This window comes from Martinezella sp. CNPSo 3959, from assembly GCF_057784355.1.
Genome location: NZ_JBXSOV010000006.1, coordinates 17,981 through 42,773, shown reverse-complemented (window position 1 = coordinate 42,773; position 24,793 = coordinate 17,981). Strand labels below are relative to the sequence as shown.

Annotated in this window: 25 protein-coding genes and 1 tRNA gene; 17 read left to right on the top strand and 9 right to left on the bottom strand. The window is 58.7% G+C overall.

Annotation, left to right across the window (positions count from 1 at the left end; translation table 11 throughout):
- Positions 1-30: 30 nt before the first annotated feature.
- Complete coding sequence (locus AC13RE_RS15315) at positions 31-756, bottom strand: hypothetical protein (RefSeq protein WP_488563557.1); 726 nt, start codon at positions 754-756, stop codon at positions 31-33.
- Positions 757-836: 80 nt separating this feature from the next.
- Between AC13RE_RS15315 and AC13RE_RS15310 the strand changes: the two genes are divergently transcribed.
- Positions 837-1,121 (top strand): helix-turn-helix domain-containing protein, encoded by a 285-nt coding sequence (locus tag AC13RE_RS15310; protein WP_488563556.1) that lies wholly within the window; start codon positions 837-839, stop codon positions 1,119-1,121.
- Between the two features lie 310 nt (positions 1,122-1,431).
- A complete protein-coding gene (locus tag AC13RE_RS15305) occupies positions 1,432-3,297 on the top strand; it encodes a DUF6119 family protein (protein WP_488563555.1) in 1,866 nt (621 codons plus the stop codon).
- A gap of 152 nt (positions 3,298-3,449) precedes the next feature.
- On the opposite strand, the gene AC13RE_RS15300 is transcribed toward AC13RE_RS15305, so the two are convergent.
- Positions 3,450-3,524: transfer RNA gene (locus tag AC13RE_RS15300), tRNA-Gly, on the bottom strand.
- Between the two features lie 244 nt (positions 3,525-3,768).
- On the opposite strand from AC13RE_RS15300, the gene AC13RE_RS15295 reads away from it, so the two are divergent.
- The 4 genes from AC13RE_RS15295 (at position 3,769) to AC13RE_RS15280 (ending at position 6,481) form a co-directional block, all read left to right on the top strand.
- Entirely contained in the window at positions 3,769-4,278 is a 510-nt protein-coding gene (locus AC13RE_RS15295) for a prolyl-tRNA synthetase associated domain-containing protein (RefSeq protein WP_488563554.1), read from the top strand.
- A gap of 158 nt (positions 4,279-4,436) precedes the next feature.
- Complete coding sequence (gene trxA, locus AC13RE_RS15290; RefSeq protein WP_488563553.1) at positions 4,437-5,411, top strand: thioredoxin; 975 nt, start codon at positions 4,437-4,439, stop codon at positions 5,409-5,411.
- Between the two features lie 211 nt (positions 5,412-5,622).
- Positions 5,623-6,282: an LON peptidase substrate-binding domain-containing protein gene (locus tag AC13RE_RS15285; protein WP_488563697.1), complete on the top strand. Its 660-nt coding sequence runs from the start codon at positions 5,623-5,625 to the stop codon at positions 6,280-6,282.
- Between the two features lie 10 nt (positions 6,283-6,292).
- Positions 6,293-6,481 carry a Trm112 family protein gene (locus tag AC13RE_RS15280; protein WP_015341504.1) on the top strand — a complete coding sequence of 63 codons (189 nt, stop codon included), beginning with the start codon at positions 6,293-6,295 and terminating at the stop codon, positions 6,479-6,481.
- Positions 6,482-6,661: 180 nt separating this feature from the next.
- On the opposite strand, the gene AC13RE_RS15275 is transcribed toward AC13RE_RS15280, so the two are convergent.
- On the bottom strand, positions 6,662-7,054 hold the full coding sequence (locus AC13RE_RS15275; protein ID WP_488563552.1) for a winged helix-turn-helix transcriptional regulator: 393 nt from the start codon (positions 7,052-7,054) through the stop codon (positions 6,662-6,664).
- An 81-nt stretch (positions 7,055-7,135) separates the two neighbouring features.
- Between AC13RE_RS15275 and AC13RE_RS15270 the strand changes: the two genes are divergently transcribed.
- Entirely contained in the window at positions 7,136-7,867 is a 732-nt protein-coding gene (locus AC13RE_RS15270; protein WP_488563696.1) for an SDR family NAD(P)-dependent oxidoreductase, read from the top strand.
- 314 nt (positions 7,868-8,181) lie between these two features.
- Here AC13RE_RS15270 and AC13RE_RS15265 read toward each other — a convergent pair whose 3' ends face one another.
- Positions 8,182-9,396, bottom strand: a complete 1,215-nt coding sequence (locus tag AC13RE_RS15265; RefSeq protein ID WP_488563551.1) for a ubiquinone biosynthesis hydroxylase — start codon at positions 9,394-9,396, stop codon at positions 8,182-8,184.
- An 83-nt stretch (positions 9,397-9,479) separates the two neighbouring features.
- Here AC13RE_RS15265 and tesB point away from each other — a divergent pair, with 83 nt between their 5' ends.
- The 6 genes from tesB (at position 9,480) to xth (ending at position 17,078) form a co-directional block, all read left to right on the top strand.
- Entirely contained in the window at positions 9,480-10,364 is an 885-nt protein-coding gene (tesB, locus tag AC13RE_RS15260; RefSeq protein ID WP_488563550.1) for an acyl-CoA thioesterase II, read from the top strand.
- A gap of 213 nt (positions 10,365-10,577) precedes the next feature.
- Positions 10,578-10,928 (top strand): P-II family nitrogen regulator, encoded by a 351-nt coding sequence (locus AC13RE_RS15255; RefSeq protein ID WP_015341499.1) that lies wholly within the window; start codon positions 10,578-10,580, stop codon positions 10,926-10,928.
- A gap of 27 nt (positions 10,929-10,955) precedes the next feature.
- The gene (locus AC13RE_RS15250) at positions 10,956-12,323 is read left to right on the top strand and encodes an ammonium transporter (RefSeq protein ID WP_488563549.1); all 1,368 of its coding nucleotides are present in this window, start codon (positions 10,956-10,958) and stop codon (positions 12,321-12,323) included.
- Positions 12,324-12,596: 273 nt separating this feature from the next.
- Positions 12,597-15,269, top strand: coding sequence for an FtsK/SpoIIIE family DNA translocase (locus AC13RE_RS15245; RefSeq protein WP_488563548.1), 2,673 nt, complete (start codon positions 12,597-12,599; stop codon positions 15,267-15,269).
- Positions 15,270-15,404: 135 nt separating this feature from the next.
- Positions 15,405-16,073, top strand: a complete 669-nt coding sequence (locus tag AC13RE_RS15240; protein ID WP_015341496.1) for an outer-membrane lipoprotein carrier protein LolA — start codon at positions 15,405-15,407, stop codon at positions 16,071-16,073.
- Positions 16,074-16,274: 201 nt separating this feature from the next.
- Positions 16,275-17,078, top strand: coding sequence for an exodeoxyribonuclease III (xth, locus tag AC13RE_RS15235; RefSeq protein WP_488563547.1), 804 nt, complete (start codon positions 16,275-16,277; stop codon positions 17,076-17,078).
- Positions 17,079-17,195: 117 nt separating this feature from the next.
- Here xth and AC13RE_RS15230 read toward each other — a convergent pair whose 3' ends face one another.
- Both AC13RE_RS15230 and AC13RE_RS15225 read right to left on the bottom strand, forming a co-directional pair.
- Positions 17,196-17,651, bottom strand: coding sequence for a cyclic nucleotide-binding domain-containing protein (locus AC13RE_RS15230; RefSeq protein WP_015341494.1), 456 nt, complete (start codon positions 17,649-17,651; stop codon positions 17,196-17,198).
- A gap of 7 nt (positions 17,652-17,658) precedes the next feature.
- Positions 17,659-18,342, bottom strand: a complete 684-nt coding sequence (locus AC13RE_RS15225) for a response regulator transcription factor (RefSeq protein WP_004125729.1) — start codon at positions 18,340-18,342, stop codon at positions 17,659-17,661.
- Between the two features lie 148 nt (positions 18,343-18,490).
- Between AC13RE_RS15225 and AC13RE_RS15220 the strand changes: the two genes are divergently transcribed.
- Positions 18,491-19,039 carry a L,D-transpeptidase family protein gene (locus AC13RE_RS15220; RefSeq protein ID WP_488563546.1) on the top strand — a complete coding sequence of 183 codons (549 nt, stop codon included), beginning with the start codon at positions 18,491-18,493 and terminating at the stop codon, positions 19,037-19,039.
- Between the two features lie 145 nt (positions 19,040-19,184).
- Positions 19,185-20,015 carry an aldo/keto reductase gene (locus AC13RE_RS15215; protein WP_488563545.1) on the top strand — a complete coding sequence of 277 codons (831 nt, stop codon included), beginning with the start codon at positions 19,185-19,187 and terminating at the stop codon, positions 20,013-20,015.
- An 83-nt stretch (positions 20,016-20,098) separates the two neighbouring features.
- Here AC13RE_RS15215 and AC13RE_RS15210 read toward each other — a convergent pair whose 3' ends face one another.
- On the bottom strand, positions 20,099-20,758 hold the full coding sequence (locus AC13RE_RS15210) for an NADPH-dependent F420 reductase (RefSeq protein WP_488563544.1): 660 nt from the start codon (positions 20,756-20,758) through the stop codon (positions 20,099-20,101).
- A 66-nt stretch (positions 20,759-20,824) separates the two neighbouring features.
- Between AC13RE_RS15210 and AC13RE_RS15205 the strand changes: the two genes are divergently transcribed.
- Complete coding sequence (locus tag AC13RE_RS15205; protein ID WP_132720016.1) at positions 20,825-21,721, top strand: LysR family transcriptional regulator; 897 nt, start codon at positions 20,825-20,827, stop codon at positions 21,719-21,721.
- 42 nt (positions 21,722-21,763) lie between these two features.
- On the opposite strand, the gene AC13RE_RS15200 is transcribed toward AC13RE_RS15205, so the two are convergent.
- On the bottom strand, positions 21,764-23,218 hold the full coding sequence (locus AC13RE_RS15200; RefSeq protein ID WP_488563543.1) for an MFS transporter: 1,455 nt from the start codon (positions 23,216-23,218) through the stop codon (positions 21,764-21,766).
- Between the two features lie 137 nt (positions 23,219-23,355).
- On the opposite strand from AC13RE_RS15200, the gene AC13RE_RS15195 reads away from it, so the two are divergent.
- Positions 23,356-24,258 carry a LysR family transcriptional regulator gene (locus tag AC13RE_RS15195; protein ID WP_488563542.1) on the top strand — a complete coding sequence of 301 codons (903 nt, stop codon included), beginning with the start codon at positions 23,356-23,358 and terminating at the stop codon, positions 24,256-24,258.
- On the opposite strand, the gene AC13RE_RS15190 is transcribed toward AC13RE_RS15195, so the two are convergent.
- A complete protein-coding gene (locus tag AC13RE_RS15190; protein ID WP_488563541.1) occupies positions 24,259-24,747 on the bottom strand; it encodes a MarR family winged helix-turn-helix transcriptional regulator in 489 nt (162 codons plus the stop codon).
- Positions 24,748-24,793 lie beyond the last annotated feature (46 nt).

The following is a 24,793-nucleotide window of genomic DNA, read 5'->3' as shown; positions in this document are numbered from 1 at the left end:
CAAAAAATCATTCGAAGAAATCGCCGTCAATTATACCAACGTCCGGGCATCCTTTAAGTGCGCGCCGACGATGAAGCGCGTGTCCCATTGGTGGCAGGCTTGCATTGCTGCCATTGCTAGCCGCGCCGGGCTTTCGGGATTCAGGAGGAGTAGGAAGACCACGTTGGAGCTGGTGAAAGTCCAAATCTCTGCATCGGGAGCGACTGCTCGTAGACGCATTGCACATGACGCTATGAACGACTTACGTTCGATTCGCGGGAAATGCTGGTAGATCAGGAGCGATTTACCTGACGCGTAGAATGTCGCTACCTCGTCCAGATATAGGTATTTGGATGAGTACTTTCGTCCTTTGGGTAGTGAGCCTTCTATGCCATTATCTGGGTCGAAGAAGACGAGGTCAGCATGGCGGAATGCTGACGCGCATGCGCCCATAAATGCCCTTCGCTCGGACAAGGAATCAGACAATATGTCGCTATGGTAAAGCGCATTTGGGATTGCGCCGCTGTCTTCGATCGTTTGCAGGCGGCGACGATCCGGCGTTGCAGCGGCGTGGGCCAGTATGTCGTACAGTCTCGGATCGAAATCGCGGAACCTCTCCGGCTGCCGAAGATATTCCAGTTTGCCTCCGTCGTTGCGAGTATCTGGAAGCGTCAGCATCCAACAGACGCCAATCCTGTTTATTCCCGTCGAGGCCAGCGAGCGCAATAGTGCGTATTTCCTATAGTCATTGATGTCGCCGACATACTGATGTTTCACGCAAACCCCACGTTATGGCGTGTATAGTAACGCCATAACGTACATAGACCCGTGGGGTATGTAATGAACAATTTGTTCCCATGGAACCGTTCGCAACAAATCTTAGAAAGCGCGCTGAGGAGTTGGGCATTTCCAATGCCGAAGTTGCTCGCCGCGCTGGGCTTAGTGAGCGGAGATACGGAAACTATGTAAGCGGTCGGCGCGAACCAGATCTCGCGACTCTCGTAAAGATTGCGTGTGTTTTGGCCACGACGCCGAATGATTTGCTAATCGATTCGACAAAATTGGCAACACCGGCAGAAGTCTCCCTGCAACGAGCGACTGCAGCTCTTCATGCTCTCTCTTCATGCTCTACAAGACGATGACCTTAGACGAGCAGCTAGTATATTAGAAGCGTTAGCCGATAGCCGGTCGTAGCAAAAATCAGCTGGGGACGAGTTTGTATTAAAGAACAGCATGTCTTGCTCGGTTTGCATGCACTACCCTTACGAATCCGATGCCGGATGCGGGTACAATTGCGCGAAACATTTTACATCAGGTACGCGAATGTTGCGCGTGGCCCAGTTCGGAGCGCGTTTAATTCATTCATGCCGAGCATATTGACAACTTATTGTTGTTTTTTGTGACACTCTGTGGTGAGCTTCTGCTGGAACAATAGCTCTCTGAGAGTATGGCATGGCCGAGAAAGCAAGACCATTTTCGATTTATCTTCTACGTGAAGGTTACGATGCTTCCAATTCGCTTACCGCTGACCATAATTTAGAGGCAGCGGCGGCCGATAACCTACCTGCCGATGGTGTAATTTATATACTTGATGCTGACCGAAAGCGTCCGTGGTGGCGGTCATATTTTGGCATTGACGAGGACATTTGGCAGGAGTTTAAGGGTGCACTACTTTTCTTGCCGGTAGAAGGTCGTTGTTTTGCGATTTGTTTTGGGCAGGTCTACCACAATCTTAAAGACGTCGCGTATGAGTATGATTTTGGTTTGCGCGTCACACTCAACATGCTTGACCCCCGAGAACTCCGAAGTGCCGACATGGTCGAGCCCGGGCCGGCGCGTCGTAAGCGAACGCAAGTGCCAATTTCCACGGAACTCACGTATCTCGATTTTGATGCCAATAGCGAAATCATCAAGAGCCTAACCGGAAAAGTAAAGCCTGAGTTTGAGGATTTATTCAAAAGCGCAACAGGCTCAGCCAGCCTTAAAATTAGCCTGAAGATTAGTCCAGAAGCTCTCTCAGCTAGATGCAAGCGATTTCTCGAATTGTATGAGAGTGACGAGTACAAAACGTCCTTTCCGAATATTGAGAACATCTCGCCGGTGCGCAATCCTGCCGACATCGCTCCATTAAATGCTAGGCTTCTTGCCTCAATCAAGCAAAGAGATGGGGCAACTACCCTGACAATTCCCGACATTGTCGATTATAAGGACAATACGTGCTGCATGTTCGGGGGAGGTGACAGGCCGAGCCAAATTTATCCTGATATCTCTATTGAGAAGTTTTATGAGTACATAGGCGAGGAAGGCCTCGAAAACCTCAGTTTGGACGCCCTGAAACGAGATTATCGGCTGATACTAACCGATACAGAGGGTTCGCCCGATAAGTCATATGGACTTTATCGAAGCGTAATATTTGATGTTGAGCCAGATGACGAAGAGGCCATTTATCATTTATGTGAAGGGGCTTGGTATAAAGTCGAAAAGGCTTTCGCGACGCGCCTGAAGACCTACCTCGACGCAAAGTGCGAACCTACTGATTTAAGTCCGTACAACCATGATGTGATGAAAAAGGGGAAGAGAGTTTATAGCGAAGAGAGCTACAACTCGGCGATGGCTGCGGTTCACAAGGGGTTGCTATGCCTCGACCAAACCGACATCAGCCCCTCAGGTGCCACGGCGATTGAGCCCTGCGATATTTACACCGCACGACCCGATGGAACAGCGCGATCCGGTCAACGGGGCATATTTTACCATATAAAGATTTCCACGCGCTCATCTCACCTTAGTCATCTCTTCAACCAAGGTGTAAATTCTGTGGAACTAATAACGCACGAGGTGGCGTCTCGCGAAAAAATGGAAGCGATAGTAGTACAGAAATTGGGCGAAGCCGATCCCGCAGACTTTTTAGCGCCATTCCAGAATTCGGACTACAAGATCGTTTTTGGTATTATCACCCATAAGAATTGGGAAGGGGCTTCCTCCAACCTCCCACTGTTTTCAAAGCTCAGTTTGATGAGGAATATGCAACGCCTCGATTTCGCGAGAATTCCTTCATCACTGACCTTCATTCCTGATCACAGTGAAGCGAAGGATGGGCATATGCCTTATGAGAGCTACCTTGTGGAAGTGGTTCAAAACGGTAAAAAAAATGTAGTGCGGGTGGTCAATGGGCAGGGATTAGATTCCATGATCGATATAAAGCGCTGCCCTAAGGAGGTATCTGAGAGCGCAGCAGGAACGCGTTTCGAATTGTCGGTTAAAGTTCGGGAAGATGGATATTCGTCTTCGCATCGTTGGCCTTTCACCGAAGTGCTATAGCTCTGTCCGGTGAGGCGCAAACGATTACTCGTGAAATTGAATTCGTAACCCTGTAGTAACCTGCCCTAACTGACATCCCTCGTCCGGTGGTTCCAATTTCATTGTAAAACACAAAAGCCCCGGAAAACCGAGGCTTTGAAGACTTTGAAAACTGGAGCGGGCGAAGGGATTCGAACCCTCGACCCCAACCTTGGCAAGGTTGTGCTCTACCCCTGAGCTACACCCGCTCATTCCCGTCGCGATCCGGGGTAGTGTGTTGGACCGCTGGGCGTCGTCTTGCGGCGACGGGCGCTATATGGCCTAACCATTTTTCAAATGCAACAGGGAAATGACGAGTTCGCGAAGAAAAAATGCATCTTCTTTCCATAAGCTCTCGGAAAGCCCGGAAACGCCGGGCTTTGTCGTCTCGAAGATTGCAATGAAATTGTGAGCGACGTATCAGGGGCGAACCATTTTTGATTGCGAGACGTCATGACCGAGACCAGCCCGAAAACCCGCGACGATCTTTTCCGATTCCTGGATGAGCTCGGCATTGCCCATACCACCAAGGATCACGCTCCGGTCTTCACCGTCGCCGAATCGGTGTCGTTGCGCGACGAGATCCCCGGCGGGCACACGAAGAACCTGTTCCTGAAGGACAAAAAGGACAATTTCTTCCTGCTGACCGTCGAGGAAAACGCGACCGTCGATCTGAAGACCGTCCACACGTTGATTGGCGCGGCGAGCAAGGTGTCCTTCGGCAAGCCGGAAAAGCTGATGGAATATCTCGGCGTCATTCCGGGATCCGTCACGGCTTTCGGTGCGATCAACGACGCGGGCAACAATGTCACCTTCGTCCTCGATGCCGATTTGATGGCGCATGACACCGTCAATTGCCATCCCCTGTCGAACGATGCGACGACGTCGATTGCCAGCGGCGATCTCCTGCGCTTCATGGAGGCGACGGGTCATGCGCCGCTAGTCTTGAAAGTGACGAGCTAACGTACGATTTTAGCGCTAAGATATGGCAGGCGGCTTCTCTTCGGGCTGTCCGCGTGCTTTGACCATTCCATTCGGCGTGCTGTCCGGCGAACTTTATCAGTTCGTTTGGGAATCATGCTCCTCACAAGATCAAGGATGCCGGCAGGCGGGAGACACTCATGAGCGGTTCGAACAATCCCTATAACGCTTCCTTCGGCGGGCAGATGTCGGCCTCGGCATCTTACGGCGGCGCGCCGGCAGCCGGTGGCGCTTCGCCGATCAAGGACACAACGACTGCCAACTTCGCCAAGGACGTTATCGAAGAATCGCGCCGGCAACCGGTGCTGGTCGATTTCTGGGCGCCCTGGTGTGGCCCCTGCAAGCAGCTGACGCCGGTTCTCGAAAAGGTCGTCACTGAAGCCCAGGGGCGCGTCAAGCTGGTCAAGATGAACATCGACGATCATCCGTCGATCGCCGGTCAGCTCGGCATCCAGTCGATCCCGGCCGTTATCGCTTTCGTCGACGGCCGTCCGGCCGATGGTTTCATGGGTGCTGTTCCCGAGAGCCAGGTTCGCCAGTTCATCGATCGTCTCGGCGGCCCAGCGGGCGGTGCGGACGATCAGGCGGCGGAAATAGCCGCCGTTCTGGAAGAGGCGAGCAGGCTGCTTGCCGCAGGTGATGTCAATGGTGCCGCAGAGCTCTTCGGCGCGGTGCTGCAGGCGGATCCCGAAAATGCCAAGGCCCTTGCCGGCATGGCGGAATGCATGATCGCCGCCGGCCAGAGCCAGCGCGCCCGCGAGGCGCTTGCCGACCTGCCGGAAACGCTCGCCAACGATGCCGGCATCCAGGCGGTGGTGAAGAAGCTCGACCAGATCGACGAGGCCCGCAAGCTCGGCGATCCAGTGGCGATCGAGCAGGAACTGGCGGCCAATCCCGACAATCACGAGCAGCGCGTCAAGCTCGCCAAGATCCGTAATGTCGAAGGCAAGCGCGAAGAGGCGGCCGAGCATCTTCTGACCGTCATGCGCAAGGATCGCAGCTACGACGACGACGGCGCGCGCCGCCAGCTGCTGGAGTTCTTCGAGGTATGGGGCGCCAAGGACCCGGCCACGATCGCCGCACGGCGCAAGCTTTCCTCGATTCTGTTTTCCTGATGGAGATGGCGATCGTGCGAAACATTTCGCGCGATCGTTTGTTTAGATGAACGCGGCGTATCGGCACCTCGGCTAAAATACTCTTGTGTTTTCGGCAGACGGGCTCACATTGTCTGACGACGTGGCGCGGGATGGGAAGCGACCGCGATGTGTGTCGTTCCTGTGCGGCCCTCCGTGGCCGGCAGCACGGTGTTCTAGCGGGATGGAAGAGATGCAAGTCGGCAATGCCAGATATTTGAAGCCAAGCGATCTGCCCGAATCAGTTGCTGTCTTTCCCTTGTCCGGTGCGTTGCTGCTGCCCGGGGCGCAATTGCCGCTCAATGTCTTCGAGCCGCGCTATCTTGCCATGTTCGATGCGGCGATCGCCGGCAACAGGCTGATCGGCATCGTGCAGCCTGCGCTTTCCGAGCCGACCGAATCGCCGAACCTCTCGCATGTCGGCTGCCTGGGACGCATCACGTCCATCGCCGAAACCGGCGACGGACGCTACATTGCCGCGCTGACCGGCATATGCCGTTTCCGGCTGATGGATGAAATCGCCACGCACCAGCCCTATCGCACTTTCCGCATCACGCCTTTCATCTCCGACCTCAAGTCGCACCATGAAGAGGATACGGTCGACCGCGCCGCACTTCTTTCGGCCTTCCGGGCCTATCTGGAAGCCAACAAGCTGGAGGCGGATTGGGAAAGCGTCGAGCGCGCCGATAATATGATGCTTGTCAACTCGCTCTCGATGATGGCGCCCTTCGATCCGGCCGAAAAGCAGGCACTTCTCGAAGCCCCGGATCTCAAAACCCGCGCCGAAACCTTCATCGCCATCGTCAAGATCGTACTCGCCGGCTCCGGCGACACCGATTCGCTGATGCAGTAGGAGCTTGCCGATGGATGTTACGGTCAGCAAAGTCGATCCGAAACTGCTCGATCTCCTCGTCTGCCCGCTGACCAAGGGGTCGCTGAGCTACGATCGGGAAAAGAACGAGCTGATCTCGGAAAAGGGGCGCCTTGCCTATCCGATCCGCGACGGCATTCCGATCATGCTGATTTCGGAGGCACGGCGTATCGAGGATTGAAGTTAGTTTCTTTCGGAATTGTGGAGTAGGGGCCGGCCGTCCCTCTCTGTGACCAATGGAATGGCGACTTTGCGTCTTCATGTCGGTCGTGGAGGTCGTCATCGACTAGCCTGGAAGCTGACATAGTCCTAGGGCGCCCGTCATCTTCCCTGCGCGCCAGAAGCGGTCATAGCGACATTGTCAGCGACGATTTCCCGTGTTGTCATAGCGTCGCGTGGCCGCCTCGACCTTGTCGCCGTTGGCCGCTGCCCATGCACATAGTGCTTCAAACGGCTCCCGCAGTGAATGGCCTAGTGGGGTGATTGCATATTCCACGCCAATCGGCTGAGTTGGGAGTACGGTTCTCGTCACAAGGCCGTTCCGCTCAAGCCTCTTCAAAGCGTCGGCCAGAGCCTTGTGCGTGATCCCATCGAGACGCCGCTTGATCTCGTTGAAGCGCGAGGGTCTGGGACAGATCACTGTCAGTATCAGGATCGTCCATTTGTCAGCGATCTTGTCGAGCACCGGGCGAACCCGAGCCATGTCGGCACAGGCGCGATGAGAAAGTGCTTCCAGGTCAGTATACTCGTCCATATCTAGGCTACTTCAGGTGCGTAATTGATATCAGATATATGACGTATATCATGACGAGACCATCAATTGAAAGGATTTGCGATGGCTCGAATGAGTAACAAGGTTGCCCTGGTCGTCGGGGGCGCCAAGGGCATAGGCTTGGCAATTGCAGAGCGGCTTTCTGCCGAAGGGGCGAAGGTCTTCATTACCAGTCGTAGACGTGAAGATGCCGAGAAGGCGGCGACGGGTATCGGCCACGACGCGGTCGGTATTGCCGCCGATGCCAGTGTGCGCGAAGATATGGTGGAGACTGTCGAAAAAGTGCGGAAAGCATATGGCCATATTGATGCACTCGTATTGAATGCAGGCCTCTCCGAGCCTGCGCAGATCGCAGACATAACGCCGGACCACTTCGACCGCCACTTCGGCGTCAACGTCCGCGGGATGGTTTTCGGCATGCAGGCGGCGCTCCCTGCTATGACAGAAGGTGGGTCGGTCGTCCTCGTCGGATCCATCGCGGATAACGCGGGCTACTCTTCGTACGGAACCTATGCGGCCACCAAAGCAGCCGTCCGTTCTTATGCCCGAACCTGGACGGCAGAACTCGCGCCCAATGGGATACGCGTCAACGTTGTTGCGCCCGGTCCAACGGATACGGAAATGATGGCTGTGGTTCCGGAAGATATGCGTGCAGCGCTTGTCGCTCCGATCCCGATGGGGCGAATGGCGCGTCCTTCAGAAGTGGCTGCGGCCGCCTTGTTCTTGTTGAGCGAAGACGCGAGCTACATCGCCGGTGCCGAACTGTGCGTCGACGGCGGCTTGCGGCAGGTCTAAGCTTACGTCGAAACGCTGTACCCGATCTGAGCAGGTCGGGTACAGTAAACGCGCTCGATAACAGCCGACTTAAATTTGAAACCGTTCAACATCGAAAAAAGACACTGAACACCGCGTGCGATCATGTTAGCGCCTAGGTGCTCCACGGACCCGTTGACCTGTCGTGAAACGTCAGGTTTAGGCCGAACTCAGACATCGGCAGGAAGAACTGCGATGTCCGCTTTTCCCTCTAGCGCGTCGTGCAGCCGACGTTCAGCTATCGGCCCCTTGGCAGGCACCGGCGGCGAATTGCCCCCTTCCAATTTCCCGACTTTTTAAATCGCCTCGCCCGCAAGCAGCCGCGGATTGTCCTTCGCCGTGGTGCCGGCTGCCTGGCCGATGAAGAAGGATTTGAGGTTTGGCAGGCGGTCGACGATCCCTAGCCCGAAGTCGCGGGCGATGCGCAGCGGTGTGTTGTCGTTGGAAAACAGCCGGTTCAGCACGTCGGTCGTCACCCCCATGCGGAAGGTGTCGAAGCGGCGCCAGGTCTGGTAGCGTTCGAGGGTGTTGATCGAGCCGATGTCGAGGCCGAGGCGGTCGGCCTCGACGATGGTTTCGGCAAGGGCCGCCACATCCTTGAAGCCGAGATTGAGGCCCTGGCCGGAGATCGGGTGGATGCCGTGGGCGGCATCGCCGGCCAGCGCAAAGCGAGGCGCGACGAAAGCGCGGGCAAGCGTCAGGCCGAGCGGGAAGGCGCGGCGTTCTCCGACAGTGGTGAGTGCGCCGAGCTTATGGCCGAAGCGGCGTTCCAGTTCCTCCTCGAAGACGAGATCGTCCGAGGCGACCAGCCGTTCGGCATCGGGGGTGCGTTCCGTCCAGACGAGCGAGGAGCGGTTGTTTTTCAATGGCAGGATGGCGAAGGGGCCGGAGGGCAGGAAATGCTCCTCGGCGCAGCCGCCATGCGGGCGCTCATGCTCGACTGTCACGACGATGCCGGACTGGCCGTAATCCCAATTGACGGTCTTGATACCGGCCATGTCACGCAGCTTGGAGCGCACGCCGTCGCAGGCGACCAGAAGCCGCGTTTCCAGGGTGCTGCCATCCGAGAGGGTGAGCGTGGTCTTGTTGTCGTCGGTGACGAAATCCGTGGCGCTGAGGCCATGCTTGATCGGGATGCCCAAGCGTTCGCAGGCACCGCGAAGCGCCCCGACCATGGTCATATTCGAGACCATGTGGGCGAAGGGCTGACCCTCGGCCACTTCGCCGTCGAAGGTGAGGAAGACCGGGCGGACGGGATCGCCGGTGCGCGAATCGGTGACGATCATGCGGGTGATCGGCTCGGCCTCAGGCGCGATCTCGTTCCAGACGCCGAGAACATCGAGCATCTTCGAAGCGGCGGCGATGATCGCCGATGCCCGCATGTCCTTCTTCCAGGCGGTTTCGGGAGCGGCTTCCACGATCATGACGTCGAGGTGAGGTGCGGCCTGCTTGACTGCGACTGCTGCGGCAAGACCCACATATCCGCCACCCACTACCAGCATGTCCAACATAGCGCTTCCCTGTGTCTTACTGTCACGTCCTGCTCTATATAGAGCATCCTGTTGACGGTTCCTACCATGGGAGTTCAAGCAAAATGTCGCGAGAGACCGAGACGCTCACCCCGATGGAAACCGTACTGGCGACGCTCGATCTCGAAACGATCGAGATGAACCTGTTTCGCGGCAACAGCCCGCAGGTCGGCTGGCAGCGCGTCTTCGGCGGGCAAGTCATCGGCCAGGCGCTGATGGCGGCGCAGAGAACGGTGAATGGCGATCGCTTCGCGCATTCGCTGCATGCCTATTTCATGCTGCCGGGCGATCCTTCGGTGCCGATCCTTTATCAGGTCGACCGCCTGCGCGATGGTTCCAGCTTCAATACGCGGCGTGTGCTGGCCATCCAGCATGGCAAGGCGATTTTTGCGCTGACCGCATCCTTCCAGGTCGACGAGCCCGGCTTCGATCATCAAGGCGATATGTCTGACGTGCCGATGCCGGAGGATCTGATGGACGAAGAGCAGGTCAAGCAGCGCTATCTCGCCCATGCGCCGGAGAATGTCCGCCGCTACTGGGAGCGCAAGCGGGCGATCGAAATCAGGCCGGTGTCGATCGAAAGCTATTTCTCGCGCGCGCAGCCGAGCCAGCGGCAGAATATCTGGGTTCGGGTGACGGGACCGGTGCCGGACGACCGGCTCTACCAGAATGCGGTGCTCGCCTATCTCTCTGACATGACGCTGCTCGATGTTTCCCTGAATGCGCACGGCACATCGGTTCTGGACCCAACCGTCCAGGTGGCGAGCCTCGACCACGCCATGTGGTTCCATCGACCGTTCAAGCTGGACGACTGGCTGCTCTACAGCCAGGAGAGCCCCAGCGCCTCCGGCGCGCGCGGATTTACGCGTGGCAGCCTATTTACGCGATCCGGTATCCTGATTGCGTCGGTAGCGCAGGAAGGCCTGATTCGTAAAAAGGCAAATGATTAAATAAAGTGCAATTTTATAAAATTGCACTTTATTTGTGCTGCTCTTTTGGCGAGAAATGCCGCTTTATTGGATCTACGCAATAAATCTGTTTTATTTCAATACGTTATAAATGTGTCACGAATCTGGCACGCCCTTTGAATGTGTATGGCCAGTCGCTGCAGAAACACTCGTCGGCGGCAAGGAGAGTCGGCTCCGCGCCGAGGCTAACAAAGGATGGGAAACCAGATGAAAATTGTGATGGCCATTATCAAGCCGTTCAAGCTCGATGAGGTCCGTGAGGCCCTCACGGCTGTCGGCATCCAGGGCCTGACTGTGACCGAAGTAAAGGGCTACGGGCGCCAGAAGGGGCATACCGAGATCTATCGCGGCACCGAATATGCCGTGAGCTTCCTGCCGAAGCTGAAGATCGAAGTCGCAGTCGCATCCGAAACCGTCGACAAGGCCGTCGAGGCCATCGCGTCGGCCGCCAAGACCGGCCAAATCGGCGACGGCAAGATCTTTGTCTATTCCATTGACCATGCCGTGCGTATCCGTACGGGCGAAACCGATTCAGAAGCGCTGTAAGACACGGCGGACCAGGGAGTTATTTGCATGTCATTTTCCAAGCTTTCCTCCGCCCTGACACGGGTGGGCGCGCTTTCTGCGGCCTTGCTTGCGCCGGCGATCGCCTTTGCGCAGGAGACCGCCCCGGCTGCAGCCGCTGCGACCGCCGCCACTCCGGTTCCGGACAAGGGCGACACCGCCTTCATGTTCATCTCCACCATTCTCGTGCTCTTCATGCTCGTTCCAGGCCTTGCGCTGTTCTATGGCGGTCTTGTCCGCGCCAAAAACATGCTCTCGGTCCTGATGCAGTGCACGATGATCGGCGCGGTCGTGATGATCATCTGGGTTCTCTACGGCTACTCCTTCGCCTTCGGCGGCGGCGCCAGCCCCTATTGGGGCGGCACGGCCAAGATGTTCCTGTCGGGCGTTTCGACCTCGACGACGGCTGCAACCTTCTCCAAGGGCGTCGTCATTCCTGAGTTCATCTTCATGCTGTTCCAGATGACCTTTGCCGCCATCACGCCGGCTCTGATCATCGGTGCCTTCGCCGAGCGCATCAAGTTCGGCGCGGCCGTGCTCTTCTGCGCGCTGTGGGCGACCTTCGTCTACTTCCCGATCGCTCACATGGTCTGGGATTCCAACGGCATGCTCTTCAAGATGGGCGCGCTCGACTTCGCAGGCGGCACCGTCGTTCACATCAATGCCGGTATCGCAGGCATCGTCGGCGCCATTCTCGTCGGCAAGCGTGTCGGCTTCGGCAAGGACATGATGGCTCCGCATTCCATGACGCTGACCATGGTCGGCGCATCCATGCTCTGGGTCGGCTGGTTCGGCTTCAATGCCGGCTCGAACCTTGAAGCATCCGGCGGCGCAATGCTCGCAACCGTCAACACCTTCATCGCAACCGCGGCTGCTATCATCTCCTGGTCGCTGGTCGAAACCTTCACCCGCGGCAAGGCCTCCATGCTCGGCGGCGCTTCGGGCATGGTTGCCGGCCTCGTCGCCATCACGCCTGCAGCCGGCATCGCCGGTCCGATGGGCGCGATCGTGATGGGCCTTATCGTCTCGCCGCTCTGCTACTTCTTCGTCTCGGTCGTGAAGAACAAGTTCGGCTATGACGACACGGCTGACGTCTTCGGCGTGCACTGCATCGGCGGCATCTTCGGCGCCATCGCAACCGGTATCTTCGCCAGCGCCTCGCTCGGCGGCGTCGGCTATGCCGAAGGCGTCACCATGAGCAGCCAGGTCATCGTCCAGTTGACCGCCGTCGTCACGACCATCCTGTGGTGCGGCATCGGTTCGGCGATCCTTTACAAGGTCGTCGATGTCATCATCGGTCTGCGCGTCGCTCCGGAAGCCGAGCGCGAAGGTCTCGACCTCGCCTCGCACGGCGAAGCCGCCTACCACAATTCCTGATCGGAGCTTGCGAGACCGGAGCAAAGTTTCCGGTCTCGCTGAACATCCCGTCGCGTCCTGTTTCATCGCAAATAGGTCGCTCTTGGCCCGGACCTCGGTTCGGGCCCTTTTCTTTGGTGCAATCACATCCAGCCGGAAAAGCCGACAATCCCCCGGCTCGGCGTGCATGGTTAACATGCCATTAACCCTCCTCTGATTAGGTATGGCTAACCTGCCGGCGAGTGGGCATAGACCGATTCGCTTGCGCTTTGGACTGGAACGGGGCTTGATATCATGGGCAGAAGCAATTCGGCGGCGTTGAGCGGTCGCCCCGACCGTTTATCGCTTTCGAGCGTGGTTTGGCGTCAGATCAAGGGGCTTTCGGGCTTTGCAATATTGTTCCTGCTGGCGCTCGCCGTTGCGGCGCTGGCGACCTGGAACGTCATGGACCCCAGCTATTCCTACGCAACTGCCAATGCGCCGACCAACCTGCTCGGCTTTCCCGGCGCCGCTTTTGCCGACATCATGATGCAGTCGCTCGGCCTTACCTCGCTTCTGGCCATGCTGCCCGTCGTCGCCTGGGCCTTTGCGCTGATCACCAACCGCAAGCTTCATCGGGTGCCATCGCGCCTCGGCGCCTGGTTCGGCGGCTGCGTCGTCGCGGCCGGCTCCATCGCCTGCTTCCCGGCGCCGCCCACCTGGCCGATCCCCAACGGCATCGGCGGTGTCGTCGGTGATCTTCTGCTACGCCTCCCAGCCCTTTTCATCGGCACCTATCCGAGCGGTGTCGTCGCCATCATCATCGGTTCGGTTCTCGCCGTCCCGGCCATTTGGCTCATGCTCTTTGCCTCCGGTATCATCGGCGAAAACCTTGTGGAAGACGAGGAGGATGAGGACGATTACGAGGAAACCCGCAGCCGCGCCCGTCGGGTGGGCGACGTGGACGAGGATGACGACCGCGGCAGCTTCCTTGGCAATTTCATGGCCTTCGGTGCCGTCATGCATGCCTGGTACAATACGCACGCCCGCCTGCGCCGGCTGTTCGGTATGGGCCCACGCAAGCGCCGCGACCATGCCTTCGACGCGCCTTACGATTTCAATGATGACGAATTCGGCACGCTGAACGAGCCCGTGCGCGCCAAGGCGCCGATGGTGCGTGGTGACCGTCTCGATCCGTCCATGGATGGCCCCGCCGCCCGGCGTGTGGTGTCCGCGCCCTCGATCAGCCTCGGCGATGACGAGGATGAGGACGACGATTCCCTTTATGATCGCGATCCGCGGCGTCCTGCTGATATCCTGCCTGACGATGAGGATGAAGATTGGCCGTTGGCCCCGGCTGCATCGAAGGGAGCCGCCGCCGGCCATCGCGTCACCCCAGCCGCGCCACGCCCGAAGCCTGGCGCGCGGGCTGAGCGCGAGGCGCAGACTTCCTTCATCCGTCCCTATGGCTTCCAGCTTCCCGCTGTCCATTTGCTTGCCGAGCCGAAGGCCGTCGCCCGCGATGCAACGCTCTCGGCTGACGCGCTGGAGCAGAATGCGCGCATGCTCGAAGGCGTGCTGGAGGATTTCGGCGTCAAGGGCGAAATCATCCATGTCCGCCCCGGTCCGGTCGTCACGCTCTATGAGCTGGAGCCGGCGCCAGGCATCAAGTCGTCCCGCGTTATCGGCCTTGCCGATGATATCGCCCGTTCGATGAGCGCGATCGCTGCCCGCGTCGCCGTCGTTCCCGGCCGCAATGCGATCGGCATCGAGCTGCCGAACTCGACGCGCGAGACGGTCTATCTGCGCGAGCTCATCGCCAGCCGCGATTTCGAGACCTCCAAGGCAAAGCTTGCCATGTCGCTCGGCAAGACGATCGGCGGCGAGCCCGTGATTGCCGATCTCGCCAAGATGCCGCATCTGCTCGTCGCCGGTACCACCGGCTCGGGTAAATCCGTCGCCATCAATACCATGATCCTGTCGCTGCTCTACCGCATGACGCCCGAGCAATGCCGTCTGATCATGATCGATCCGAAGATGCTCGAACTCTCCGTCTATGACGGCATTCCGCACCTCCTGTCGCCTGTCGTCACTGATCCGAAGAAGGCCGTGGTTGCGCTCAAATGGACCGTCCGCGAGATGGAAGAGCGCTACAAGAAGATGTCGAAGATCGGCGTGCGCAACATCGACGGCTTCAACAGCCGCGTCGAACAGGCCGTCGCCAAGGGTGAGGCGATCAGCCGGACCGTGCAGACCGGCTTCGATCGGCAGACCGGCGAGGCGATCTACGAGACCGAAGAATTCGACCTGAAGCCCATGCCCTATATCGTCGTCATCATCGACGAAATGGCCGACCTGATGATGGTCGCTGGCAAGGATATCGAAGGCGCGGTGCAGCGCTTGGCGCAGATGGCGCGCGCCGCCGGCATCCACGTCATCATGGCAACGCAACGCCCCTCGGTCGATGTCATCACCGGCACGATCAAGGCGAACTTCCCGACCCGCATCTCCTTCCAGGTAACGTCGAAGATCGATAGCCGCACCATCCTCGGCGAGCAGGGTGCCGAACAACTCCTCGGCATGGGCGACATGCTCTATATGGCCGGCGGCGGGCGCATCCAGCGCGTCCACGGACCCTTCGTCTCCGATGGCGAGGTGGAGGATATCGTCGCTTATCTGAAGACACAGGGCGCGCCGCAATATCTCGATGCCATCACTGCCGATGACGACGAGGACGATGACGGCCATGGCCCGGCAGGCACGTCCAATCTCTCCGATTCGGAGGATCCCTATGATCAGGCAGTTGCGATCGTGCTGCGTGACGGCAAGGCCTCGACCTCCTATATCCAGCGCCGTCTCGGCATCGGCTACAATCGTGCCGCGTCGCTGATCGAGCGCATGGAGCAGGAGGGACTGATCGGCCCAGCCAACCATGCCGGCAAGCGCGAAATTCTCGTTCCGACCGAAGCCGACATTCTGGATCGCTGAGGCGATCCGTCTTCCGGTTTTGCGTGCCCAGCCTATGTTCAGAGAAATTTGATCGCAGCCCTTACCGGCCCTGGGCCGTTGCGCCATGAAGACGCCGATTTTGGGCGCCATGGACGAAGCATGAAGGAGAATTTGATGACAAAGTTTGATGCGCAGCCGTCCAGCCGACTTTCCCTGACCCGCCGGCATTTCCTCGGCGCCGTGGTTGCGGTCGGTGCGGCAGGCGCTCTGCCGGTTTCGGCTTTCGCCCAGGCCCAGGCGCAGACACAGGCAGCCGCAGCTACCCTCAATCCCGGCATCGCCCAGGCCATTGCCGACCACTTCTCGTCCATCAAGTCGATGAAGGGTGGTTTCCTGCAGATCGGCCCGCGCGGCGATCAGATGAGCGGCGCCTTCTTCATCCAGCGGCCCGGCAAGATGCGCTTCAACTACGATCCGCCGTCGCGCATGCGCGTGATCTGCGACGGGAACAACGTGCAGGTCATCAACGACCAGACGCAGACGAGGAACATGTATCAGCTGTCGAAGACGCCGCTGAGCCTGCTGCTGGCCAACAAGATCGATCTTTCCGCCGACATGGTGCGCAACGTCGATTCGCAGCCGGACCTCACCAAGATCACGCTCGGCAACCGAACTGTCTTCGGCGATTCCACCATCACGATGATCTTCGATTCGAAGTCCTATGATCTGCGCCAATGGACCGTCATCGATCCGCAGGGCAAGACGACCGATGTGATCATCAACAACGTGAAGACCAATGTCGCCTTCGACGACAGCGTTTTCCGCATCGATTATACGCGCTGAGCGTCGTCTCCATCCCGAGCCATAGTAAGCGGCGAATGGCGCTTTTCTTTCCGCCACAGCCGGTCTAAAGCCTTAGGCTGACCGGAGGGACCAGCGATTCATCGAATCGCCGAGTCGCTTCGGCTGTCTGTTTTGACGCAATTCCGGACGGAAAACCGCTGCGCACTTTTCCTCGAATTGCTTTAGGGAAAAGGTTCGGGCATGGGATTTTCGATTGCGACCTGGAATATCAATTCAGTGCGGCTGCGCATGCCCATTGTCGAGCAATTCGTCATGCAGACCCGGCCGGATATTCTCTGCCTGCAGGAAACCAAGGTTCCGAACGAGCTTTTTCCGCATGCGCCGCTCCGCGCGCTTGGCTATGAGCACATCATCATTCATGGCCAGAAGGGTTATCATGGCGTCGCCATTGCTTCGCGTTTCCCGCTGACCGAGGACCACCGCCAGGATTATTGCAATGTCGGCGACAGCAGGCATATCTCGGCCATCTTCGAGCGCGGTGGCCGCCGCATTCGCCTGCATAACTTCTATGTGCCGGCCGGCGGCGACGAGCCGGATCGCACCATCAATCCGAAATTCGGCCACAAGCTCGATTTCATCGAGGAGATGAAGAAGCTGCATGCCAATGCCGAGCAGAACACCTCCGCCATCCTCGTCGGCGATCTCAATATCGCTCCGCTCGAGCACGACGTCTGGTCGCACAAGCAGCTCCTGAAGATCGTCAGCCATACGCCTGTGGAGACCGAAGGGCTTCTTGAGGTGATGAAACGCGGCGCCTGGCTTGACCTGATGCGCCAGCAGGTGCCGGAAAACGAAAAGCTCTATACGTGGTGGAGCTATCGCGCCAAGGATTGGGAGGCCGCCGACCGTGGCCGCCGTCTCGACCATATCTGGTCATCCTCCGATCTCGGCCCGCATCTGCAGAGGATCGAGATCCTGAAAGCGGCGCGCGGCTGGGATCGCCCGTCCGACCACGTGCCGGTGGTGGCGCATTTCAATCTCTAAAAGGGATTGAGGATATTAGAGCGTTTGCGCTTTTCTTTGAATCGCGAAAACGCTCTATCCCTTTGTATTTATGCAATTCCGGACGGAAAACCGCTTCGCACTTTTCCTAGAATTGCTTCAGGAAAAGCGCCCCAGCATTGCTGCTGCCTGCCGGGCCAGGGCGGCGAAGTTTTCGCGGATGCGGTTCTGGATCAGCAGGCCGGCGTCTGGATATTCCTCGATCAAGCGGTGAAAGAGGGCGCGCGTGATGCGGATCACGTCGGACTCTTCGGCGGCGACAGCCGTATATTTCCGTTCCACCAAGGTCACCATCGCCAGCTCCGAAAGCATGGTGCCTGCCTGGACTATCGCTTCCACCTGTATCTGGCCGTTAGCATCGATGGTGCTGAGCTCGAAACTGCCGCGCGTGATGACATAGGCGCATTCGGCGGGCGATTTTTCCCGGAACAGCGTCTGGCCTTCGTTCACGTGGCGGCGATCGGCACCGAAGGCGATCAGTCGCAGTGGCTCGTCGCCCATGCCATGAAACAGCGGCAGTTGCGACAGCAGTCGAATATCGTCGTTCAGCGCCATCGATCGCCTACGGAATGATCTTGTAGCCGCCGTTTTCCGTGACCAGGATTTCGGCGTTGGAGGGATCTCGTTCGATCTTCTGGCGAAGGCGGTAGACGTGCGTTTCGAGCGTATGGGTGGTCACGCCGGAATTGTAACCCCAAACCTCTTCGAGAAGGATATCGCGGGTCACAACCTTCTGGTCGGCGCGATAGAGATAACGGATGATGGCGGCTTCCTTTTCCGTGAGGCGGATCTTCTGTCCGTCTTCGGTGGTCAGCAGTTTCTGGCTCGGCTTGAAGAGGTAGCGTCCGACAGTAAAGGTCGCATCCTCGCTCTGCTCGTGCTGGCGCAATTGCGCGCGGATGCGGGCAAGCAGCACGGCGAAGCGGAAAGGCTTCGTCACATAATCGTTGGCGCCGGCTTCGAGGCCAAGAATGGTGTCGGAATCCGTGTCGTGGCCCGTCAGCATGATGATCGGCGGCTTGAAGCCATTCTTTCGCAGCAGCTTTACGGCTTCGCGGCCGTCCATATCGGGCAGGCCGACATCCATGATCAGGAGATCGACGGGCACGGTGCGCGCCGTCTGCACGCCCTTTCCGGCAGTCACTTCCTGCAGGACGTTGAATTCCTCGTAAAGCGATAATTGCTCGACCAACATCTCACGCAGGTCGTTGTCATCATCCACCAGGAGAATGGTGCGTGCCGTCATGCCGTTCGGGTCCTTGTTCTCATTCCTCCTAAGTCCTACGCCAAATTGCACTTTTGGCAAGTCGCGAGGCGGCTCAGGCTTGGTCGTTTGGTTGAAACTGCTATGATTTCAAACGAAATCACACGCAAAGCAAAAACATGTGAGGGAAATGCAAAAGATAAGGGCGGAGGCGGGGCGGACCGCATCGACGATCGTCGTGCGGCCTGCGCCGCGTAAGAAAACGCGGGCATTGGTGCAAGTGGGGGGCATCACGGTACCGGCGGCAATCGGCCGGTCCGGGCGCAGCATCTTGAAGCGGGAGGGCGACGGCGCGACGCCGATTGCGGGCATGAAGCTACTCTATGGCTTCACGCGCGGCGATCGGGTCCGCTTCCTGCGGACGGCCCTGCCGATGCGGCATATCCGGGAGGACATGCTCTGGTGCGATCAACCCGACGATGCCAATTACAACAGGCCGGTGAAGGCGCCCTTCAAGCCGAGCCACGAGGAATTGCAGCGGGAGGATGGCCTTTACGATATCTGCCTGGTGCTGGATTGGAACGTGCGCTCGCGCCGGCGCAATCGCGGCTCGGCGATCTTCTTCCACCTGATCAGGCCGGGATATGAGCCGACGGCCGGGTGTGTTGCGGTGAGCCTGCGCGACATGAGGCGCATCCTGCCGTTACTGCGAAGAGGTACGACCGTCCGGGTTGTCTGAAAGGTCGCCCGGGGTTAACATCCCGCTATTCTCCACTATATGGGATTTCGACCGGTGCGCCTTTGCGGACCAGACCGACCCCTTTTCTTTTAGAATTTAAATCACGCCTTCACTCCACCCGCTTCTCATCCTTTGGAGACTTATCGTGACCACGCAACCGACAATCACGTTCAATGACGGCAAATCCATTCCGCAGGTCGGCCTCGGTGTCTGGCAGACGCCGGAAAACGTCGCGCCGATGGCCGTCAGCACGGCTTTGAAAGCCGGCTATCGCCATATCGATACCGCAGCCATCTATGCCAACGAAGATGGCGTTGGCGAAGGCGTGCGCCAGTCCGGCGTTGCCCGCAAGGACATCTATCTCACAACCAAGCTCTGGAATGAGGCACAGGGTTTCGATTCCACGCTGAAGGCCTTCGACGAAAGCCTGAAACGGCTCGGCACCGACTATATCGACCTCTACCTCATCCACTGGCCGTCGCCGCATCGCAACCGCTATCTCGACACCTGGAAGGCTTTCGTCCGTCTCAAGGAAGAAGGCCGCGCCCATTCGATCGGCGTCTCCAATTTTGCCGCCGCGCATCTCGAACGTATTATCGGCGAGACCGGCGTGACGCCTGTGCTGAACCAGATCGAGCTGCATCCCACCTTCCAGCAGAAGGAACTGCGTGCCGTTCACGACAAACTCGGCATCAAGACCGAATCCTGGAGCCCGCTCGGCCAGGGCAAGCTTCTGACCAACGCCGTCATCGGCAAGGTCGCCGCCAAGCATGGCCGCACCCCGGCACAGATCATCATCCGCTGGCACATCGACAACGGCCTGATCGTCATCCCGAAATCGGTGACGCCGAGCCGCATCGAGGAAAACCTCAACGTTTTCGATTTCAAGCTCGACAGTGACGACCTGGCTGACATAGCCAAGCTCGATTCCGCCGGAGGTCGCATCGGTCCGGATCCGCTGACGGCGAGCTTTTGATCGCAGGTTGCCATCAGTTTATGCAAAGAGGCCCGGAGTGAAGACTCCGAGCCTCTTTTGTCATCCTGGCGTCCTGAGTGCCGTCAGACCTGAACCCAGGCCGGTGCCACAGTCGGTCCTTTGCCGAGAAAGAAGCCGAAGTGGATGTTCATCTCGCCGATAGGCTCGATGAAACGGGCATTGCTAAGCGGACCGGCGTTGACCGGCTCGAAGCCGATGGATTTGACGAGGTCGGATACGGCATGTTTTGCCTTCTCGTCGTCTCCGGCAATGAAGACCTGTAGCACCTTGCCGTTACGTCCTTCTGCGGGCAGCAACGGTGCGAAAATCGTATTGAAAGCCTTTACCACCGTCGCCTCGGGTGCAAGCGCCTGGATTTCTTCGGCCGCCGAGCTCGAGTGTCCGATGACGAGATCACGGAAGTCCGCGGTTGCGGGGTTGCTGACATCGACCAGCACCTTTCCCCTGAGATTTCCGGCTTCCTTCAACGTTTCCGCGATAGCGCCATAGGGCAGCGCCAGTATGACGATATCTGCGAGCTTGATGGCGGCGGCAACCCCGCCCGCTTCGATGCCAGCGCCCAGTTCGGCGGCAAAGGCTGCTGCCTTTGCGGGATCGCGATGGCCGATGATGACGTCAGACCCTGCTCCGGTCAGCAGACGCGCCAGTCCCGCACCCATATTTCCGACACCAATGACAGCGATTTTCATATTTATCAGCTCCTTGTTGTAACTGACAAACATATAAAATTATCGCCATATCCGGATAAATGGTCTAGATAACTCGATACTTGAAACGGATTGTTTCTAATGGATCGCTTCTCCGGCATGAACGTTTTCGTCAAGGCAGTCGAGCTCGGCTCCTTCAGTGCCGCGGCAGAGGCATTGAACATGTCGCCACAGCTCGTCGGCAAACATGTGCAATTTCTCGAACAGCATCTTGGTGTTCGGCTTCTGAACCGCACCACGCGTCGTCAGCACCTGACGGAAGTCGGCAGCCAGTTTTACGAGCGCTCGCGCAATATACTGGCAGAAGTCGAGGCTGCGGAGGCGCTGGCGGCGGAAACCCGGGCCGTGCCGCGCGGGAAGCTGAGGGTCAACGCCCCGGTCACCTTCGGTATCCATGCGCTCGCGCCAACGCTTCCCAAATATCTGGGTATGCATCCGGAGGTTTCGATCGATCTGTCGCTAACGAACCGCATGGTGGATCTGATCGATGAGGGCCATGACGCAGTCTTTCGCGTCGGTGAGCTTGCTGACAGCGGGTTGATAGCCCGTCGTCTCGGTCCCTATCGTCTGGTGATCTGTGCTGCGCCGAGCTATCTGCGCGCCCGCGGCACCCCCTCCACGCCAGATGATCTTCGAAATCATGAGTGCCTGATCTTCTCGCATACAATGCTCAGGACTCATTGGGATTTTGAAGGACCGGAGGGGAATGTGAGCGTTCCGATCTCCGGCCGGCTGATGATCGACAATGGTGAGGCGTTGCTGAAAGCCGCGCTGGCAGGGCTCGGCATTATCCTGCAGTCGTCCGAACTCATCCAATCGAGCCTGGAAACGGGAGCGCTGGTACCGCTTTTGCCCGGATATAGCGTGCCGACGCGCCCGCTGCATGTTCTCTACGCGCCGGATCGCCGCATCACGCCGAAGCTCCGTAGCTTTCTCGACTTCGTTTCGGCGGAATTCGGCGGCCACGGACCGGTGTGACCGGATGGCGGGATTATCCCCCGCTATCCTCTGGGCTCGTTCTCACGAGACCTCTTGCGCAAGGGCATCACGCCTTGAACGCGCCATGCCGGTGATAGCGATGGCCAGCGTCGCGACGATGAGCAGGGCGCCGACTGCAAAGGTGATCTGCATGCCTGTTGCAATGGCTTCCGGGCGTGCCGTGATAATATCGCTCGTTCCCGACCCCAGCGTGAAGATCGCACCCATGACGGCTGTGCCTGTGATCAGGCCGAGATTTCGCGACAGGCTCAACATACCGGAAACCACGCCACGTTGCTCCGCCTTTATGTCCTTCATGATGGTAGTGTTATTGGACGCCTGAAAGAGCGCATAGTTTGCGGTCACGATAACCAGCGGACCGATGTAGCCGGCGGCTCCGAACCTGCCTTGCAACATCACTATCAGGAAGAGGCCGGCAATCATGCCGACAAGACCCGTCATGGTCACACGTTGGGCGCCGAAGCGGTCGGCGATGCGGCCGGCCGGTACGCCCGTCAGGGCCGACACCAGCGGGCCGCAGGACATGATGGCGCCGACATGGGCTGCATCGAAGCCAAGGCTGCGGGAGAGATAGAAGGGGCCGACCACCAGCGTCGCCATAATGACGGTGGAAACGAGGGTGCTCATGGCAAGACCTGCGCTTAGCGATGCATCACGGAACATCAAAGGGCGCAACAACGGCGCCTCCACTTTCGTTTCAGTGACCGCAAAGAGAACGATGCCGAAAGCTGCCGCTAACAGCAGGCCGATATTCAGCGCACCGAGGCTGCCGCGCCCAAGGGTCATGGCCAGCGCATAGGCAGCGAGTGTCAGTGACAACAGCAGGGTACCGATCGTATCCAGTTGGCCCTTGCTCGCCTTCCGGTCCCGACGATCCCTCGGCAGGAAGCGGGCGGCGAGCAGAAAATTTGCGATCCCGAGCGGCACGTTGATCAGGAAAATGGTCTCCCAGCCGAAGCTGGCGATGACGATGCCACCGAGCGATGGGCCGAGCGTGGTGCCGATCGCGGACATGGTGCCGAGCAGGCCCATGGCGCTGCCTGTCCGCTCTTTCGGCACGGTTTCGCCGACCATCGCCACGGTCAGCGCCATCATCATGGCGGCACCGAGGCCCTGCAGACCTCTGGCGGCGAGCAATAGCCAGAGCGTCGGTGCGACGCCGCAGAAGAGCGAGGCGAGCGTGAAGAGGCTTATGCCGATCAGCAGTAGGCGCCGTCGGCCGAAAATGTCGCCTAACTTTCCGACGCTGACGATCAGCGTGGTGATGGCGAGGAGATAGGCGAGCACGATCCATTGCGCCTGCTGGAAGGAGGCACCGAATGCCTGGGCAAGCGTCGGCAGAGCGATATTGGCAATGCTGGTGCCGAGCGAGGGCATCAGCATGGAGAGCGAGAGGCTGGCGAGCGCCCAGCGGGTCGAGGATGCTGATTTAATGTGGCCGGCTTTGCCCGGATCTTCGATGATTGGCTGCAACATGAGCTCCATTTCTAGCGACGTAATAAAACTTCCGGCAGAAAGGTAGCTCTCGACGCGATATGGCGGAACGCGCAGCATTTGCACTTCATTCGTGCGTTTGACGCTATATATTACACAAACAGTGCTATGCTCGCGGCATGTCCACGCCCGATCTCAATCTGCTTATCACTCTCAATGTTCTGCTTGCCGAAGGCAGTGTCGCGCGCGCTGCCCGGCGATTGCGGCTCAGCCCATCCGCCATGAGCCGACAGCTTGCGCGTCTGCGTGAGACGACAGGGGATCCGCTGCTGGTTCGGGCGGGGCGAGGACTGGTGCCGACGCCGCGGGCGCTGGAGCTGCGCGACCGTGTCCGTCAGCTTGTGCAGGAGGCGGAAGCGGCCCTGCGGCCCGCCGAAAGCTTGGATCTGAAGCAGCTTGCTCGAATTTTCACGTTGCGCACCCGCGAAGGTTTCGTGGAGAATTTCGGCGCTGAACTGATCGCGCGCATTGCCGAGCAGGCGCCTGGCGTTCGGCTCTACTTCATGCAGAAGCTGGACAAGGACAGCGCGCCTTTGCGCGATGGGGCGATCGACTTCGAAACCGGTGTTGTCGGCGACGATACCGGTCCGGAATTGCGAACGCAGGCGCTGTTCCGCGATCGCTTCATTGGCGTGGTCCGAAGCGGACATCCGTTGAGTGAAGGAGAGGTGACCCCGGAACGTTACGCTGCCGGGCAACATCTTCTGGTATCACGGCGCGGCCTTCAGAAAGGGCAGATCGACGAGGCGTTGGAAGAGTTGGGCCTGAAGCGGCAGATCGCAACGATTGTCGGCAGCTTTTCGGCTGCGCTGGCCTTGGCGCGCGCCTCCGACCTGATCGTCAGCGTACCGGAGCGCTATACGGGCAATCTGCGTGTCGGCATGCACAGTTTCGTGCTGCCGGTGCCTATATCGGATGTGACGATCTCGCTGCTTTGGCATCCGCGCATGGATGCGGATCAGGCGCACCGCTGGCTGAGGGGTTGCATTCGCGATGTCTGCGCCGAATCGCGCTCGAAGTAATCAGCTGGATTCAAAGTCGGCTAAATAATTGCGCAGCAGCCGGTCAAAAGCCTTTCGTTCGCCTTCAGAAAGGGTGGAAATCAGGCGTTTCTGCGTTTCGACATGTGCCGTCACCGCCGCATCGATAAGCTCGAAGCCTTTCGGCGTCAGGGATATCAGGAAGCTGCGGCCATCATTCGGGTTCTGGCTGCGAGCGACAAGGCCGGCCCTTTCCAGCTGGTCGATACGATTGGTCATCGTGCCCGACGAGACCATCATCGTTTCCATCAGGTCGCTGGGGGAGAGCGTATAGGGCTCGCCCGAGCGGCGCAGGGTCGCCAGCATATCGAAGTTCGCGGAATTTAGGCCGAAGCGGCCGAAGGTTTTCTCCATCTCGCGCGAGAGATGGAGCGCGAGATTGCGCAGGCGCCCGAAGAGGCCCATCGCCGTGGTGTCGAGGTCCGGCCGTTCACGGCGCCACTGGGAGAGAATTTTGTCGATGCGATCCATAACGAGATCTCGCCATGAATTTATCTTGACGTCAAGGTATTTCATA